Here is a 16,396-nt window from a genome sequence, read left to right as displayed (position 1 = left end):
CTGCCTAGGTTTCGCCGTGGGTCTCGGCAAGCTCTCACGGAGCGCGATCGCTATCTGCTCTTCAATGGTTTGACCCTCACCTCTGCTGGCACGCTGGAGCCGGGGATGTTCCACTTACGAGCTAACACAGGCACAGCGGGAACAGGCTGGCAAATGGGGATTAGCTTGGGTGAGGATGCCCAATTTACAGTTGCTGTGGAGCAATGGGAACGAGGCAAAACCCTCTCGGAGACTTTCAACTATAGCCCCGGTTTGCAATTTGGCTTGGCTGCTAAGCTTCGCTTTCTTGATCAAACCCAAGGAGACCCTATTTCCCTTGCAATTCAGGGCTCATTTAATCACAGCTTTCCCACAGATGACCCCGGCCTTAGCCGCGGACTGGTCGGCGCTGAATTAAGCTTGATGCTGCAGCCCCATAAGACGCTGGCCTTACTGGTGAATCCCAAAGTTGGCCTCTTTACTCCTAGGAGCAAAATCGTTGGCGGCATTGGCGTGGGACTCAATCTGGAACTTACTCGCAATCTCCAATTTATTGCCGAAGCCACTCCCGTCTTTGGCCAAACTGGCGTTTATAGTGTCGGATTGCGCTATGTCGTCCCCCCGTGGGGCTTGGGAATTGATCTTTACGGGTCAAATGCAGCTGGCAGCAGTATTCCCAATGGGGGTCTAGTGGGTCAGGGGTCAGCGGGGGTGGGCGTCAACCTCCATTGGCTATTTGGTGGATCTCAGCGGAAAGCGGATTAGAAAAATTCTCCCCACTCAACTAATTTCGGGCAAGGTTTTCAAAGCGGGTGTATTGGGGGTCAAAAAGGAGCTTAACGGTACCCACCGGGCCGTTGCGGTGTTTGGCAATCAGGAGTTCGCAAATGCCGCGATCGGGGGTGTCGGGGTTGTAGTATTCGTCGCGATACAGCAGGATCACTAAGTCGGCATCCTGTTCAATGGAACCAGATTCGCGCAAATCGGACATAAGAGGGCGTTTATTTTGCCGTGATTCGACACTGCGGCTCAGTTGGGAAAGGGCAATGACAGGTACATTCAGTTCCCGTGCCAGTCCTTTGAGGGAGCGGGTAATTTTCGAGAGTTCCTGCACCCGGCCCTCTGTCGTTTCTTCACCCCCCATTAGTTGCAGGTAGTCAATTAAAATGAGGCCGAGACCGTTGGGATGCTCCGCATGGAGACGACGGGCTGTGGAGCGAATCTCGCCAAGGGTGGGGTTGGGAGTGTCGTCAATGTAAATAGGCAGTTGGGAGAGAACACCAATTGCCCGACTCAGGGGTTCCCACTGGTGTTGGCTAATGCGCCCCGCCCGTAAATAGTTGCTGTCAATGCGGGCTTCGCTGGCGAGGAGACGTTGCACCAGTTGTTCCTTGGACATCTCAAGGCTGTAGATTGCCACCCCCAGGTTGTGAATTTCGGCAATGCGACGGGCAATTTGCAGGGCGATCGCCGTCTTGCCCATCGAAGGACGACCGGCAATGATAATTAAGTCCGATCGCTGGAAGCCCTGGGTCATGTTGTCCAGATCATAGAAATTGCAGAATAGACCCGGCTGAATGTTGCCGATCGCCCGTTGTTCTAATTCCTTAAACGTACGGGTAAGAATCTCATCGGTGCGGGTTAACCCCTGCTGAATCCGATCCTGCGTCACACTAAAGATCTGCTGCTCGGCCTGATCCAGGACCGCATTCAATGAGAGGCTACTATCGTAGCCCAGCTGCACCACTCGGGTACCCGCTTCAATGAGCTTGCGGCGCAGGTATTTTTCCTTGACCAAGAGGGCGTAGCGATCGATATTAATCGCACTCACCGTGCGCTCCACCAGCTCTGCCAGCTTTGTGTGCCCCCCCACCTGATCCAATAGCCCCTGATCCTGTAGCCAAGCAGTGACGCAGAGGAGATCCGTGGGGCTGCCACGACTGTGGAGGGAAATCGCTGCTCGGTAGATCTCGCGGTGGGCACTGAGGTAAAAGGCCTCAACCGGCAAAATATCCACCACACGGCTAATAGCTTCCGGGTCTAAGAGAATACCCCCCAAAATCCACTCTTCCGCTTCGAGGTTCTGGGGGGGAATGAGTTGGCTATCGGGCTGAAAGCTCGGTTCCTGAACCATCAGGGAAGTTAGCCCTCATCTGCAACCACTTGGATATTAAGTTTGACACTCACTTCGGGATGGAGCTTGATTTCAGCCGTGTAGGTGCCCAATTTGCGAATCTCGGGCAAAACCATGTTGCGGCGATCGATGGTTTCACCTGTGATCGCTTGAATGGCATTGGCCACATCTTGGGCCGTGACACTGCCAAAGAGCATATCCTTTTCGCCCACGGGCATTGAGATGGTAATGGTGGCCAGTTTTTCGAGGGTGGCTTTTTGTTTTTCCGCAGCGCTTTTGAGTTCGGCAAGCCGTTGCCGTTCTTTTTCTTGGAGCCGCTCTACCCGCCGTAGGGCATTGGGGGTTGCTGGCTCAGCAATTCCTCTGGGAAATAGGTAATTCCGGGCATAGCCGGGGGCGACTTCGACAACTTGACCTATTTGCCCAAGTTTATTGACAGTTTGATTCAGGACAACTTGCACCCGCTTTGCCATGGGGATCCTCTTTCATTAACTGGATGGGGTAACAGCAATCGCCAGTGCTGGTGGCGACGGCTGCTATTTTAAGACAAATAACGATTATATAGCCTCTAGGGTGCGAACACCCACAGTGCGCGACGCGATCGCGACAAAAAAGGGCAGAACCCCTGTTCCACCCTTGTACCGAGTTTGTTCTCAAGAATTGACTTAAAGGGGATGGAAGAGCAAGTCGGGATAGAAGCGATTAAACTCAATCAAAATCCCGGCAGTAATCGTCATCCAAATGGCAGCCAACACAGGCGCGGTGGAAAGATAGGTCAGAAAATGTTTCATAGCACGTCGTCCTTATGACAATTAACCAACAGTGGAGTTAGCGAGGAGAAACGGTGATTTCGTTATCTTTAGCGGTGAGTTCACCGGCAGCCAACTCTTTGAGGGCAGCCAAAGGCCAAGCAAACCCCGTGAGCATGCATTTGATGGCAAGGGGCACATCAATAATAATTTCCTTTTCGTTAGCTTCACCGCTGTGACGCACCGCAATCAAGTAGGCACGACCCACCCAGCCAATCCAGCCGGCAATGTACAGGAAAAGCACACTGGGGATGAGGAAATCACCGGCATGGCTGAGGCGACCGTCCACCACAAGGTGGGGCAGCCCATCTTCGCCACACAGAGCTTGGCTGTAGCGCTCAAAGCGTTTTTGACCGGAGGTTGGATCAGCGGTGGTATTTACAGCAGCGGCAGCGCGCTTTTGAAAGGCAGGAGAATCTTTGCAGGGGACAAGTCCTGCCACCTCAGCGGAGGCTAAAGGGGTAAAGCCTAACCACAGGGTCAAGACAAGGAGTAGGGCTAACAATTGACGCATGGAGTGTTGTCCTCAAATGCAGACAGGTCAAAGTGCATTCACGGAGAGAGCAATCCCTCCCAAAGCTGCCATCATTTTAGCGGATGGGCTTCAACCCAACCCCAGGGAAAAGGTTAATAATTTTTACGAGCGCAAATAGGAACTAATGCTTTCTGTGGCGATCGCTCTATAGTTGCTCGATGCTGCCGCGCAAACTATGTCTATTGAGTCAGACAAAGCTCCTTTGCTACACTGGATCTATTGCTGGAATTGACTTTGAAGCGTTTGGATGTCGGTGGCGCTGGGGGAAGAGCTGGCCCACTGTAAGGTCTCAACTATGAAAAGTGTTTCTCCTATTTCCCCCCCCATGGATGCTGACCTGACATTTAACTTACCCGATCAGAAGATTCTTGAGACCTTACCTCCCCAGCAATTGGTAGCGATTATCTTGCGTCAGCAGCAAATTATTAATCAACTGCGCCATACCCTCTCGCAGATTCCCGCTGCTCCTGAGACCCCACCCCCCTCAGACCCCCATCTAGCTCTGGTGAGCGAGGACACAGTTTGTTATTTTCCCTTAACGAAGGGGAACTGCTGGACAATAGGCCGCAGTGAAGACAATTCCCTTGTGCTCAGCGATCGCTGGATCTCGCGGAACCACGCCATGATTCAGCGCATGGGACAGGGAGAGTTCTATCTTATTGATCTTGGCAGCCGCAATGGCACATTTGTGAATGGTCGCCGCGTCAGTATTCCCATCGCCCTGCGCAATGGCGATCGCATTACCTTTGGCCAAACGGAACTGGACTTTTTTCACGAACCCTTTGCCCCTCTGTTTACTGAAAATGCCACTTTGTCCTTGCCCCAATCGGAAGGCTTCTCCACCGCATTGCTCCATGTCCGCCGCCTGTTGACGGTTCTCGTTGTTGATATTCGTGACTTCACTAAGTTGACGCGGCATCTAGAAGAGGAACTACTGTCGGAGCTAATTGGCACATGGTTTCATCGTGCAGGTGAGATTATCCGTCAATACGGCAGTTGGGTAGATAAGTATATTGGCGATGCGGTCATGGCGGTTTGGATCCACGACAGCGAGGAAATTGGCTATCAAGAAATTTGCCACACCCTCTCTGCCCTAGAGGATCTACGGCTGATGACGGGAGAACTGCACCGGCAATATCCCTTGCCGTGGCCATTGCGCATTGGTTCCGGCTTGAATACGGGCTATGCAATGGTGGGTAATACAGGGAGTGGCGATCGCCCCGACTATACTGCCCTAGGAGACACCGTTAACACTGCCTTTCGCCTCGAGAGTGCCACCAAAACCATTGCCGCTGATCTAGCCATGGGGGCAACCACTTACCACTACCTTGTGCAGTCTTGTCCAAGCCCTGTCCCTTTTCGACCGCAAGTGCTGAACCTCAAGGGCTATGATGCTCCTGTGCCTGCCTACGTGGGCAGCTTTGATGACCTCCATGAATTCCTTGTCCAAGCTATCAAAGACAGGGACACCCTGCACTAACCACCTGAAAAAAGAGATTCAGGGGCAGCCTCCCTCTGATATTATTGAATTGAATTGAATCACACGTAGGGGACAGCCTAGACATCAGTCTATTGTGGGCATTATGCCTCAGTTTCCTCTGTTACCCTGCTAACAATCGGCTACCGCCGCCTGCGCTCGCTGTGCGATGTGGTCAGTTCTTTTCTTTACTTTGACTCTGAATGAACCGCTGTTTTTTGTAATGACCTATGAGATGTGGGAGGTAAAGGAGTTATGCAACGTTTGGGCCGCTGGCTAGCACTGGCTTACTTCGTGGGCGTTAGCCTGTTGGGCTGGATCAACTGGAGTGCCCCAACCTTGGCGGCAAGTGCATCCACCGAGGAAGAGCTGGTCAATGTGGTAGATGAGAAACTCGGCACTGCCTTTGGTGAAAAAATTGACCTTAACAATGCCAACATTGCCGCCTTTATTCAATACCGAGGTCTGTACCCAACTCTAGCAAAACTCATTATTAAAAACGCTCCCTATCAATCCGTTGAGGATGTCCTGAACATTCCCGGCTTGACGGAGCGGCAAAAAGAAATTTTGCGGCAAAATTTGGATCACTTTACCGTAACGGAGATGGAAACGGCTCTCGTTGAGGGGGGCGATCGCTATAATAATGGGCTATACAAGTAACCGCCCTCGTTAGATAAATTTTGGGTTAGCGTTGACTCCCGCAACTTCTGGATTTGATGTCTTAATCATTGGCAGTGGTGCTGCGGGTCTCAGTGCTGCCCTTGCCCTTCCCTCCTGCTATCGCATTGGCTTGATTACCAAAACCGACCTCCAGCAATCTGCCAGTGGCTGGGCACAGGGTGGTATGGCTGCGGCCATTGACCCGACAGATTCTCCCTTACTCCATGCCCAAGACACCCTAGCTGCGGGAGCGGGTCTCTGCGACCCAGTAAGTGTCCAGTTCTTGGTTGAGCAGGCACCGGCCCAGGTTGAGCGGCTCTTGTCCCTGGGGGTAGCCTTTGATCGCACAGGCGATCGCCCTGCCCTGACCCTTGAAGCTGCCCATTCCCGTCCCCGTGTTCTTCATGCCGCTGATACGACGGGGCAAGCCCTAATTACCACCCTGTTAAAACGGGTGACTGCTGCGTCTCATATCACTCTCTTACCCAATAGCTTTGTCTTTGATCTGTGGCTAGAGTCGGGGCAATGCTGTGGCGTGTGTCTATTGCATCGGGGACGGTTTCAGTGGTTAAGGGCAGGGGCGGTTGTGCTGGCCACAGGCGGCGGCGGTCAAGTTTTTGCCCAAACCACCAATCCTCCCATAAGCACTGGCGATGGTGTGGCAATGGCATGGCGGGCGGGAGCGCAGATTCGCGATGTCGAGTTTTTCCAATTCCATCCCACGGCTCTCGCTGTTGAGGGGGCGCCGCGATTTCTCATCAGTGAAGCAGTCAGGGGTGAAGGGGCGCATTTAATAGACCACACCGGTCATCGCTTTGTGGCGGATTACCATCCTGCTGGGGAGCTTGCACCGCGGGATATTGTCAGTCGTGCCATTTACCGCCACCTGCAGCAAACCCATGCCCCCTATGTCTGGCTGGACTTGCGACCGATTCCCCGCGATCGCCTGCACTACCGCTTTCCAAAAATTATTGCTGTCTGTCGGCAGTGGGGCATTGACGTTGAGGAGCAGCCCATTCCCGTGTCCCCCGCTGCCCACTACTGGATGGGGGGAGTGGTCACTGATTTACAGGCCAAAACCAGCCTTTCCGGCCTCTATGCTGTTGGTGAAGTGGCCAGCACCGGCGTTCACGGCGCGAATCGCCTTGCGAGTAACTCCCTGTTGGAATGCTTTGTCTTTTCAGCGCAACTGGCACATCTGCACCCTCAGTCCCTCCCCTTGGGGGTGTCCCCTGTTGGTCAGCAAGCCCTTGAAATTAAGCCCGTGAGTTTTCGTCAGTGGCGCCAAAATCTGCGGGAACTCCTGTGGCAAAGTGCTGGGATTTGTCGCGATGCCCCGACGCTGATGGCTGCTCTTTCCCAAGTGAAGGAATGGCGCCAAGAGCTGCTGGCTCATCCAATCGCGATCGCCTTTCGTCAACTAGACCCCAGTTACTGCTATACCCTCAGCAATGAAGCCGCGCAAACGACCCTTTGGGAATGGGGCGAGCTACGCAACCTTTTGGACATTGCCTACTTAATTCTCAAAAGTGCCCTTTTTCGGGAGGAAAGCCGAGGGGGTCACTATCGCCAAGACTATCCCCAGCCCGATCCCAACTGGCAAATGCATACCCTGATTCGGGGAGAGCACTGGCAAAAAGCGCCCATTCAAGGCGTCCAGAGTAAACTATAGTGGCTATAGATTTCATAAATTTTTGCAGTGCTCTATCCCTATGATGCAGTCACGGCGTGTGCAGGAAAGTTTGGTGGGTCTGGTGATCCTTGCAGGCTTAGCCACATTGGGGGTCGGCCTTTTGTGGTTGCGGGGCAACCTTGCCGGTGCCAATAGCTACACCCTTGAGGTGGAATTGGAGACCGCACCGGGCTTGGCAGTGGGAACACAGGTGCGCTATCGGGGTGTCCAAGTGGGACGAGTCACGGCCATTGGTTTTGATGCCAACGGTGTTCAAGTTACTGTGCGTGTCAACAATGTGCTGATTCCCCGTGGGGCTGTACCGGAGATTCGACAGTCGGGATTCATTGGTCAGGCCTTCTTAGACTTTACCCCCAAGGAGCGAGTGCCGGAGATTCCAGAGGGTGTAACGGCCTTTGCGCCCAAATGTCAGCCAGAGTTGATTTACTGCAATGGCGATCGCGTAACCGGCGTACGTACTGCCAGCTTAGAAGATTTAGTGCGAGCGGCAAGCCGCTTTGCCACCGCCCTTGAGGAATCGAGGATTATCAACAATGCCAATACCCTCATTTTGGGGGCAACCCGCACTATCAACCGGGCTGATCAATCCTTGACGAAGATGACCACTGCCCTTGATAGCTTCAACGCCCTCAGTAACGAAGCCCGTGCCGAACTACGGAATTTTGGCACCGCCTCGCGGGCCGTGACCCGTGCGGCCAATCAAATCAGTGAAATCGTTGAGGTCAACCGCACCACCATTAACTCTGCTTTGCGCAACATTGACGGCGCTGCCCGAGATCTAAGAACCACCCTCAAGGCACTGCGACCCCTGACGCATCAACTGGAGCAGGGGGAATTGCTGGCTAATTTAGACAGGCTCATTAAAAATGGTGCGGAAGCCGCAGCCAATCTCAATAAAGTTTCCGGGGCGCTAAGTAGTCCAATTATTATGCTGTCGATCGCCCAAACCTTAGATGCTGCACGCGCCACATTTATCAATGCCCAAAAATTGACGAATGATTTGCTCAAACTCACCAGCGATCAATCCTTTCAATCCGATTTGCGACGCCTCATTAAAATCCTGAGCCGCCTCTTAGCTTCAAGCCAAGACCTTGAGCAGCAATTCTTAGCACTCCATGCTACTGCCCTAAGAGCAACTCAATCTGTCCCCTCCAGTTCTGCCCTCACTCCAACCGTGGCAGCCACGCCAACCAAGGAGGAAGAAGCCGCAATTACAAGGGATAGTGATACAAGTGATCCCTAGACTGACAATGGGTGTATTGGAGTGCAATAATCCCCTAAATCACACTGCAACTAACGAGCAGTTTCTGTGTAACCCATGCGGGTAAAGCGGACTTCGACACGACGACGGGAAACATCTGGATTACGGTTCACTGGCCCTAAGTTACCGTTGAGTCCAACACTTTCCGTAGGATCAATTGCCAGTACCCCATCCCGCCCGCCCCAACGCCCAACCCACGCCAGCCCGTCCTTTTGCTGGGGGGTGAAGGGACGATTGCCGGGAACCAGAGGTGGATTCATAATCAGGGGCTTAAATTGCGAGATTTTTAGGGTTAAGGGGGTCGCCTCTGTTTATCATAAACCTAGGGAATCAGGGTGTAGAGCCACAATTTTAGAGTGATTGGTTGTTACTGGAGATACGACTTGCCATGGAGAATGCCTTACCTGCAATTTATCTCAGTGTGTTGATTATTCTACTGGGCGTCTCAGCATGGTTTGTGGTCAAACAAATTCTCAAAACCCGTCGCATTGAATCTAGCTTGGCACGCCTCCAACGCAAACTCAAGCAGGAACCGGGCACGACTCAGGAATACTTTGAGCTAGGCAGCATCTACCTCACCAAAAAACTGGCCAGTCAAGCCATTCCTCTCTTTCAAAAAGCCTTGAAGGCGGCTGAAAGCGAAGGGGAAACCTACGTTGCCCCGATTTACAATGCCCTTGGCTACGCCTACTTTATGCAGGAGCAGTATGACTTGGCAATTCGCCAGTACAAAGAAGCCCTGAAGAATCAACCAGAATATGTGACCGCCGCTAACAACCTCGGTCACGCCTACGAGAAAAAGAATTTAGTCCAGCCTGCCCTAGAGGCCTATCAGCACACGCTGAAATACGACCCCAATAACGCGATCGCCCAACGGCGGGTAAACGCCCTGAAAAAACGGTTGAGTGGCACGGCAGCTTAAGGAGACCTCAGGCAACAAAAAACTGGCTAGGACATTCCCCAACCAGTGCTCAATTCACTATTTTCACTATTTAGGCTAGGTTTAAGTATTTTAGCTGGGTAAGCTAGCCCGCGGCTTAGGCGTCCCCTTCAATGTAGAGGAACAGCAATCCCATCACCACCGTGGGCATCAGCCAGCACACCACGGGAATAAAAATCCAAGGCAAAAAGGATGCAGCATAAGATCCCATCATAATCAGCGGTTCTCCTTCTGGATGTTCAAAATTGGGGTGACCAAGGCTCTAGTTAAAAAGACCGGTCATGATGCCATCAACAACAGAGAAGTTTTCAAGGAGGAAGAAGGCGACAAAGGCTGCTCCCATAGCCCCCACAAAGAAGCCGGCCGTAAACTGACTCCAACCTTCAGCGGTTTTCAGGGGATCGCTGCTGCTGCCACCCTTTTGAAAACTGACCAGACCATAGGCTGCTAAGCAGGCCGTGGCAATCAAAATCAGGGCGATACCAGAAATCAAACCGCCCAAGTTGGCCACATCGGAATCCCGTAGGGGACCAAGCTTGACCCAAGGACCGATGACAAAGTAGCCGTGAGCCATGCCAATTTCCAGCCCCCGCAGAATCGGGGAGAGACCCTGACGATAGGCGGGGAGGTTACCGATAAACGTCTTCACTAGGCCAGAGTCGGAAATGGGTGTTGATAAGTGCCCCACAAAGGGATCGCCATTGTATGGCTTAATCAGTTCTTCTGCCATGATTTTTATTTCCCTAGCATTCCGTCATGTCCGCGCACAGGCACAGACCTAAGTGGTTATTCTAGGCAAGGGTGGGCGATCGCGCGAGAGACAGCGTTCATCTCTTCAAGAAAGTTCATGTATCGCAACATCCCCTTACGCGGCCTCACCCCTGATCTTGGGTTAGTAGGTGGGTACGTTAGGATCGATTTCCTGACTCCAGGCGTTGATGCCCCCTTTGATATTGATCCCCTCAATGCCGGCTTGCTTAAGAATGCCTAGGGCTTTGGCAGAGCGCCCCCCCATTTTGCAGTGCACCAAGAGGCGATGGCCATTCAGCAGACTGCGGATTTTCTCCACACCGGGGCCATTTTCAATTTCCGAGAGGGGAACAAGCACAGAGCCAGGAATCCTAGCAATTTCGTACTCATTGGGGTTGCGCACATCCACGAGCACGTAATCTTGGGCACCGCTGTCCATGAGGGCCTTGAGTTCCTGCACGGTCATTTCGGGAATTTCTGCCATTTGGGCGGCCTCCTGGGCTTTGGCTTGGCGAATACCACAGAATTCTTCATAGTCAATGAGCTTGTCAATCACTGGCCGCTCAGGGTTGGGGCGCAGCTTCAGTTCACGGAATTTCATCTCTAGGGCATTAAAGAGCAGGAGACGACCACTGAGGGTAGTACCCTTGCCAAGAATGATTTTAATCGTCTCCGTGGCCTGGATAAGACCAATGATGCCTGGTAGAATTCCCAGTACTCCGCCTTCCGCACAGGAGGGGACTAGACCCGGCGGCGGCGGTTCGGGGTAGAGATCGCGGTAATTGGGTCCGCCTTCATAGTTAAAGACGGTGGCTTGGCCTTCAAAGCGAAAGATCGAGCCATAGACATTGGGCTTATTGAGAAGCACGCAGGCATCGTTGACCAAGTAGCGGGTGGGGAAGTTGTCGGTGCCATCCACCACAATGTCGTAATCCGCCATAATCTCAAGGGCATTGGCGGCGCTCAAACGGGTTTCGTAGAGATCCACTTGGCAGTGGGGATTGATTTCCAGGATGCGGTGCTTGGCAGATTGAATTTTCGGCTTGCCCACCCAAGAGGTACCGTGAATGACCTGCCGTTGCAAGTTGGAGCTATCCACCACATCAAAATCCACGATGCCAAGGCGCCCTACACCGGCAGCGGCAAGATAAAGCAGTAGGGGTGAGCCTAGACCGCCTGTGCCAATGCACAACACACTGGCTGCCTTGAGGCGCTTTTGACCCTCAACACCCACCTCCGGCAAGATCAGATGGCGGGAATAGCGTTCGTATTCGTCCTTCGTGAGTTCAATCTTGGAGAGATCTGGATTCAGCATGGTAGCCCTTCATCAAAAATGCGGCTGATCTAACCCGATCAGCAAGGGTGAGGGGATGCTCTCTATTGTACTCAGGAGCGGGACAGCGGATCTGCCAAGGTTTCAATGGTCAACACTTGAGGTGGGGTGGCATCCGGCGGATAGAGCAGGGTGAATTGAACCCGGCGGATTTCTTGGGGTTGCAGCGTTAGCCGCACCAGATCCTCTCCCTGCTGGCCTTGGCGTTGGACAAGGTGAATGATTCGACTTTGAGGGGTGCCTTGATCGTCGCGGAAGCGCAGTCGGACACTGCCTCGGAAAAAGATGCGGTTGGGCGGCTCGGCAAAGAACCGTAATCCGCTGGCGGGGGTGTCGAACTTGATAGGAGTTTGGAGGGCAAGGCGCACGGTGTGGGGGCGATCGCTGGTATTTTTCAACGGTAGAATCAAGTCGTATTCAACGCCGTAGTTGCCGTGGGCTGCATAGGCCGTATCGGGATAACGCCGCACCAAAGGAGCGCTTTGAATTTGCCCGCTGCCCAAGCGCCCTGCCACCAAGGAACTGATGGGATAGGAAAAAGCGCTGCCCGCTTCGGGAATGGGAATCGGTGGCTGTTGCGGATTGTGCCAGCGGGAGCCAAGGGCAACACCGGCTACTCGGCCATAGACAATGCTGCCCCCTTGATCGGGAGGGGTGGGAGAGCGATCGCGGGGCGTGACCAGTTCCCCTTCCATGAGAGTCTGCTGCCATTGCTCGAGGGTCGGCGGTTCATGGCCAAAGCGGGCTAAACCGGCAAGGTAAATCTCACCGCTGCTGCGGGCACGAATCAGCAGGGAACGGCCATTGAGGGGGGGATCTAGTCCTTGGACAGGAATCGGTAAATTGGCAATCAGGGCATAACTGCGAGGGGAAATCACAATTTGGGCAGGCCAGCCTGCTTGCCGCCGTCGTTGCAGAATATCCAGCATGACGCGATCGCCCGGACCGGCAAAACTTTGCCCTAGATCATTGGCCTGTTGACTGGGCAGGGGACGAAAGGGGGCATCCGGTTGACTTAGGTAACTGGCGGCATGGATTAAATTCACCGTGACCGGTTCAGAGCGGGGGTTATAGGCCAGAATTCCCAAGTAGAGGGTCGTCCGATCCTGCGGGTCGAGGGGGCGGGCAATATGGTGGGCAAAAATATCAAAGCGATCGCGAAACGAAAAGTTCAAGTGGGCACTGGGGGTAGCTTTACCTGCTGGCGGAAATGTGGACAGGAGAATGCCCGGCCGCTGGACTACCTCTGGGCTATTGCTATTGAACACCGGCACTTGGTCAAGGGCACCGGGTAAAGGCAGCACTTTTTGCGGTGTTTCAATCGTTTCTGGCGCTTGAGCCATCGCTGGAAAAATGACCACAAGGGCCGCCCAGCTCCCCAGCCACCAACGGCGTTCAATGGCCATTATCCCAACTTAGTCCAACTTAGTAGTTAATCTGCAGCGTTACACTTGCCTCCACCTGTAATTCCCCGGACACCACAGGTGTGCTCTCCGCCATTGTTGCCGCGCGAACAACAAAGGGTCTAGGCGGTGGCATTGCCTGACTAATCTGAATACTCACTACTTGGCGCGGCTGCAGATTGAGGGCACTTAGGACTACTTGGGCTTGACTTTGGGCCTCTTGGGTGGCCCGCTGTAGGGCAGTGCGTTGGGCAGCAGCAATGGTGGCCTCCGGAGCAGTAAAGCTAATGTTCTCGATTGTGGTTGCGCCGGCTTGGACGGCAGCGTCAAGCAGGGGGCCTACGCGATCGCTGGCAATGCGAAAACTCACAGTATTGCGACCGATGTAGCCTAGCAAAATTCGCCGATTCTCCTTGTATTCATAGTTGGGCGCGAGGCTTAGCCCCGTGGTTTGCAGTTGACTGACCTCCCGTCCCCGCAGCACCGCCAAAACGGCGTTGGCTCGCCGTGCCACCTCCTGCTGCACCTCCTGAGCTGTACGGCCTTGAACTTCAACGCCAAGGCTGACTTGGGCAAGGGTGGCGGAAATGGCTTCTGTGCCCCGACCGGTTACCGTGAGGATACGTTGGGCTTCTTGACCCATGGCGGGTTGCTTAGCAATCACAACCGCCCCCCCAAACAGAAGAGCGGCAAGACCAAGGGTATAGACGGGCGCCAGTGTCTCTTTTATAGCGGTATTCACCACAGTTAACTCAAACACTTGTCAACTTCTCGTTTCTCCAGACCGCCGTGGATGGGGCGCTGTTCCTCCTTAGGAACGAATGGTGTGAATCTTAATAAAATTTGTTCCCTGGGGAGTTTGGGCAGGAATCCCCCCTAGAATTACAATCTTATCCCCCTCGGTGGCTATCTGATGCTCCTTAAGTTGGTTTTCAGCTACGGCAATCATCCCTTCAAAGGTCAGGGGGAGCGTTTCCAAAAGAATCGGCTTCACGCCCCAGAGCAAATTCATCCAGTGATAAACCCGCGGGCGATCCGTAAAGGCAACAATCATGGGTTTTACCCGTTCTCCAGAGGCAATGGTTGCAGTGTAGCCCGTTTCCGTAAAGCAGGCGATCGCCCGCAGATCAAGGATTTTGGTAATAGTCGTCAGGGCCTCCCCCAGCGCATGGGTCTCATCATTGCGGTAGGCGGGCATATTCTCAAACTCAAGGTGCGGCTCCACATCTGCGGCAATGCGCGCTAGCATCTTCACCGCTTGCACGGGAAAAGCTCCCACTGCCGATTCTCCCGACAGCATCACTGCATCGGTGCCATCGAGAATGGCGTTGGCAACGTCACTGGCCTCTGCCCGTGTGGGTCGGGGATGGTGGATCATACTTTCCAGCATTTGCGTTGCCGTGATTACGGGAATGCTGCGGTAGTTGCACTCGCGAATAATCTGCTTTTGCAGCAGCGGCACTTTCTCTACCCGCATTTCTACGCCCAGATCACCGCGGGCAACCATAATGGCATCGGCTACACCCAAGATTGCCGAGAGATTTTCCACCGCCTGAGGTTTCTCGATTTTGGCCAGCACTGGCATATCCCCAGCACCATGGGCAGCAAGGTACCCTCGCAACTCCCAGAGATCCTCGGCGCGGCGCACAAAACTCAGGGAGATAATATCAACCCCTTGCTCAATGCCAAATTGAATGTCTTGCTTGTCTTTATCCGTGAGGGAAGGTAACCGCAAATTCAGATCCGGCAAGTTCACCCCCTTGCGACTTTTCAGCGTGCCCCCCTGCACGACTCGGCAGATGACCGTATTTCCCCTAATCGCCTCAACCTCTAATTCCAAGAGGCCATCGTCCAAGAGCACCTGCATCCCCGGCTGTGCCTCTTCGGCAAGGTAAGGATAATCAATGCCAATGCCCTGCATCTGTTTCTCGGTGAGCGGCACAAGGTGGACTTGCTCCCCTTCCACCAATTCAATGCTCCCTTTAGGAAGCTCGCCGACACGAATTTTAGGGCCTTGTAAATCTTGCAGGAGCGTCAGAGGCGTTGCTTCTGCACTGGCCACTTGCCGCAGCAGGGCAATGGTTTCGGCATGCTCCTGATAGTCGCCGTGGGAAAAGTTTAACCGCGCCACATTCATGCCGGCAGCCAGCATCTGCTGAATCACGTCCCGCGATCGACTGGCAGGGCCAATGGTGGCGACAATTTTGGTGCGACGAAAAAGCATAAAAGAAGGGGATAATGGGTCATTCCCTAAATCTTAGGTATAGATCAGGAAATTCAGCAGTATTCTGGCTTGCATTCAGGATTAAGTTTTGTGGATACAGGGATGTGGCTATAATTTGCCTCGTGACGCTTAGCTTGTGGAGGCCGCGATGACACGTCCCCTCACGCCCGATAATCAAACACTGAGTCGTCCTTGGACGTGGCAAGATGGCCTGATTATTCTGGCCTTGATTGCCCTGATTTTTTGGATTGTCAATACCGCTGCTCAGTTTACAGGGGAGTACGATCCCACGATTACCATTGAGCTGAGTCCGGCGGTCTTGCCGAGTTACACCGCTCAAACGCTCCTGCGGATGCTCATTGCCTACATTATTTCCTTGGTGTTTAGCATCCTCTATTCCTATATTGCCTACTACAACCGTGCTGCCGAAAAAATCCTGTTGCCTCTATTGGATATTCTGCAATCGATTCCCGTGCTGTCGTTTCTTCCGGGGGTGGTGCTGGCACTGATTGCCCTCTTTCCGGGAAGTCGTATTGGTGTGGAGTTGGCGGCCATTATTCTCATCTTCACGGGGATGGCCTGGAACATGACATTTAGCTTTTACCAGTCTTTGATTGGTGTGCCTCAGGAGCTGCGGGAGGTGGCAAAAATTTATCGGCTGGGGTGGTGGCAGCAGGTGTGGACCCTAGATCTGCCGGCGGCCGCCATTGGCCTGATCTGGAATAGTGTCATGTCGGTGGCCGGCGGTTGGTTTTTCTTGATGGCCATCGAGTCTTTTACCCTTGGCGAGAAAACCTTTACGCTGCCGGGCTTAGGTTCCTATCTGGCAGAGGCAGCCAACCAACAGAGTTATGCAGCATTGGCCTATGGTCTGGCGGTTCTGATTGGTGTGATCATCGTTATTGATATTTTGGTGTGGCGTCCGCTCATTGCTTGGGGTGAAAAATTCAAGGTGGAGATGGTGGAGGCGGAAAATGTGCCTAAATCTTTTGTTCTTGATTTCCTAAGGCGATCGCCCACATTGCGAGCCTTCCACCAAAATATCTTTGCTCCCCTCTGGGAACGACTCGATGAGCAGTTGCGCCCTAAACAGCCACGTCAATTCCCTGTACCCCAGAGTCGTCAAGGCAACTGGCCAATAACACCGATTATTTTGCTGATTTTGGCTGTGTTCGTGGTTTGGGGGGCGATCGCCTTT

Annotated in this window: 17 protein-coding genes and 1 pseudogene; 7 read left to right on the top strand and 11 right to left on the bottom strand. The window is 53.4% G+C overall.

The genetic code is table 11. From position 1 onward, the window contains the following. Positions 1-744: pseudogene (locus Q0683_RS01565) on the top strand (hypothetical protein); the annotation flags it as partial. A gap of 19 nt (positions 745-763) precedes the next feature. On the opposite strand, the gene dnaB reads toward Q0683_RS01565, so the two are convergent. The 4 genes from dnaB to Q0683_RS01545 form a co-directional block, all read right to left on the bottom strand. After that, positions 764-2,113, bottom strand: a complete 1,350-nt coding sequence (gene dnaB, locus Q0683_RS01560; RefSeq protein WP_298975924.1) for a replicative DNA helicase — start codon at positions 2,111-2,113, stop codon at positions 764-766. Between the two features lie 8 nt (positions 2,114-2,121). Continuing rightward, a complete protein-coding gene (gene rplI, locus Q0683_RS01555) occupies positions 2,122-2,586 on the bottom strand; it encodes a 50S ribosomal protein L9 (RefSeq protein WP_298616199.1) in 465 nt (154 codons plus the stop codon). A gap of 192 nt (positions 2,587-2,778) precedes the next feature. Next, on the bottom strand, positions 2,779-2,904 hold the full coding sequence (psaJ, locus tag Q0683_RS01550) for a photosystem I reaction center subunit IX (protein WP_011058244.1): 126 nt from the start codon (positions 2,902-2,904) through the stop codon (positions 2,779-2,781). 37 nt (positions 2,905-2,941) lie between these two features. Next, positions 2,942-3,436, bottom strand: coding sequence for a Photosystem I reaction center subunit III (locus Q0683_RS01545; RefSeq protein WP_298616196.1), 495 nt, complete (start codon positions 3,434-3,436; stop codon positions 2,942-2,944). Between the two features lie 316 nt (positions 3,437-3,752). Between Q0683_RS01545 and Q0683_RS01540 the strand changes: the two genes are divergently transcribed. The 4 genes from Q0683_RS01540 to Q0683_RS01525 all read left to right on the top strand — a co-directional run bounded on the left by Q0683_RS01540 (position 3,753) and on the right by Q0683_RS01525 (position 8,530). Further along, positions 3,753-4,937, top strand: coding sequence for an adenylate/guanylate cyclase domain-containing protein (locus Q0683_RS01540; protein ID WP_298975922.1), 1,185 nt, complete (start codon positions 3,753-3,755; stop codon positions 4,935-4,937). A 252-nt stretch (positions 4,938-5,189) separates the two neighbouring features. Beyond that, a complete protein-coding gene (gene psbU / locus Q0683_RS01535) occupies positions 5,190-5,594 on the top strand; it encodes a photosystem II complex extrinsic protein PsbU (RefSeq protein WP_298616192.1) in 405 nt (134 codons plus the stop codon). A gap of 31 nt (positions 5,595-5,625) precedes the next feature. Next, the gene (gene nadB, locus Q0683_RS01530; protein ID WP_298617132.1) at positions 5,626-7,266 is read left to right on the top strand and encodes an L-aspartate oxidase; all 1,641 of its coding nucleotides are present in this window, start codon (positions 5,626-5,628) and stop codon (positions 7,264-7,266) included. Between the two features lie 40 nt (positions 7,267-7,306). After that, entirely contained in the window at positions 7,307-8,530 is a 1,224-nt protein-coding gene (locus Q0683_RS01525; protein ID WP_298616188.1) for an MlaD family protein, read from the top strand. A gap of 50 nt (positions 8,531-8,580) precedes the next feature. Here Q0683_RS01525 and Q0683_RS01520 read toward each other — a convergent pair whose 3' ends face one another. Further along, entirely contained in the window at positions 8,581-8,808 is a 228-nt protein-coding gene (locus Q0683_RS01520; RefSeq protein ID WP_298616186.1) for a hypothetical protein, read from the bottom strand. A 128-nt stretch (positions 8,809-8,936) separates the two neighbouring features. Between Q0683_RS01520 and Q0683_RS01515 the strand changes: the two genes are divergently transcribed. Next, complete coding sequence (locus Q0683_RS01515) at positions 8,937-9,470, top strand: tetratricopeptide repeat protein (protein ID WP_298616183.1); 534 nt, start codon at positions 8,937-8,939, stop codon at positions 9,468-9,470. A 115-nt stretch (positions 9,471-9,585) separates the two neighbouring features. Here Q0683_RS01515 and Q0683_RS01510 read toward each other — a convergent pair whose 3' ends face one another. The 6 genes from Q0683_RS01510 to pyk all read right to left on the bottom strand — a co-directional run bounded on the left by Q0683_RS01510 (position 9,586) and on the right by pyk (position 15,198). Further along, positions 9,586-9,702 carry a photosystem I reaction center subunit VIII gene (locus Q0683_RS01510; protein WP_149820283.1) on the bottom strand — a complete coding sequence of 39 codons (117 nt, stop codon included), beginning with the start codon at positions 9,700-9,702 and terminating at the stop codon, positions 9,586-9,588. A gap of 48 nt (positions 9,703-9,750) precedes the next feature. Then, entirely contained in the window at positions 9,751-10,218 is a 468-nt protein-coding gene (locus Q0683_RS01505) for a photosystem I reaction center protein subunit XI (protein ID WP_298616180.1), read from the bottom strand. Positions 10,219-10,380: 162 nt separating this feature from the next. Continuing rightward, complete coding sequence (gene moeB / locus Q0683_RS01500) at positions 10,381-11,553, bottom strand: molybdopterin-synthase adenylyltransferase MoeB (RefSeq protein ID WP_298616177.1); 1,173 nt, start codon at positions 11,551-11,553, stop codon at positions 10,381-10,383. A 71-nt stretch (positions 11,554-11,624) separates the two neighbouring features. After that, on the bottom strand, positions 11,625-12,980 hold the full coding sequence (locus tag Q0683_RS01495) for a DUF3370 domain-containing protein (protein ID WP_366142714.1): 1,356 nt from the start codon (positions 12,978-12,980) through the stop codon (positions 11,625-11,627). A gap of 16 nt (positions 12,981-12,996) precedes the next feature. Continuing rightward, complete coding sequence (locus Q0683_RS01490; RefSeq protein ID WP_298975915.1) at positions 12,997-13,734, bottom strand: SIMPL domain-containing protein; 738 nt, start codon at positions 13,732-13,734, stop codon at positions 12,997-12,999. A gap of 51 nt (positions 13,735-13,785) precedes the next feature. Continuing rightward, entirely contained in the window at positions 13,786-15,198 is a 1,413-nt protein-coding gene (pyk, locus tag Q0683_RS01485) for a pyruvate kinase (protein WP_298617883.1), read from the bottom strand. Positions 15,199-15,346: 148 nt separating this feature from the next. On the opposite strand from pyk, the gene Q0683_RS01480 reads away from it, so the two are divergent. Then, positions 15,347-16,396: ABC transporter permease subunit (locus Q0683_RS01480; RefSeq protein ID WP_298975913.1), on the top strand; the 1,050-nt coding region annotated here is incomplete at its 3' end.

It is taken from the genome of uncultured Thermosynechococcus sp. (assembly GCF_938074695.1).
GTDB lineage: Bacteria > Cyanobacteriota > Cyanobacteriia > Thermosynechococcales > Thermosynechococcaceae > Thermosynechococcus.
This window is presented reverse-complemented; position numbering and strand designations above follow the sequence as displayed.

Bases quoted from the DNA above. Each gene is read 5' to 3' on its own strand.
- dnaB (WP_298975924.1), bottom strand. From the start codon at position 2,113: ATGGTTCAGGAACCGAGCTTTCAGCCCGATAGCCAACTCATTCCCCCC.
- rplI (WP_298616199.1), bottom strand. From the start codon at position 2,586: ATGGCAAAGCGGGTGCAAGTTGTCCTGAATCAAACTGTCAATAAACTT.
- psaJ (WP_011058244.1), bottom strand. From the start codon at position 2,904: ATGAAACATTTTCTGACCTATCTTTCCACCGCGCCTGTGTTGGCTGCC.
- Q0683_RS01545 (WP_298616196.1), bottom strand. From the start codon at position 3,436: ATGCGTCAATTGTTAGCCCTACTCCTTGTCTTGACCCTGTGGTTAGGC.
- Q0683_RS01540 (WP_298975922.1), top strand. From the start codon at position 3,753: ATGAAAAGTGTTTCTCCTATTTCCCCCCCCATGGATGCTGACCTGACA.
- psbU (WP_298616192.1), top strand. From the start codon at position 5,190: ATGCAACGTTTGGGCCGCTGGCTAGCACTGGCTTACTTCGTGGGCGTT.
- Q0683_RS01525 (WP_298616188.1), top strand. From the start codon at position 7,307: ATGATGCAGTCACGGCGTGTGCAGGAAAGTTTGGTGGGTCTGGTGATC.
- Q0683_RS01520 (WP_298616186.1), bottom strand. From the start codon at position 8,808: ATGAATCCACCTCTGGTTCCCGGCAATCGTCCCTTCACCCCCCAGCAA.
- Q0683_RS01515 (WP_298616183.1), top strand. From the start codon at position 8,937: ATGGAGAATGCCTTACCTGCAATTTATCTCAGTGTGTTGATTATTCTA.
- Q0683_RS01510 (WP_149820283.1), bottom strand. From the start codon at position 9,702: ATGATGGGATCTTATGCTGCATCCTTTTTGCCTTGGATTTTTATTCCC.
- Q0683_RS01505 (WP_298616180.1), bottom strand. From the start codon at position 10,218: ATGGCAGAAGAACTGATTAAGCCATACAATGGCGATCCCTTTGTGGGG.
- moeB (WP_298616177.1), bottom strand. From the start codon at position 11,553: ATGCTGAATCCAGATCTCTCCAAGATTGAACTCACGAAGGACGAATAC.
- pyk (WP_298617883.1), bottom strand. From the start codon at position 15,198: ATGCTTTTTCGTCGCACCAAAATTGTCGCCACCATTGGCCCTGCCAGT.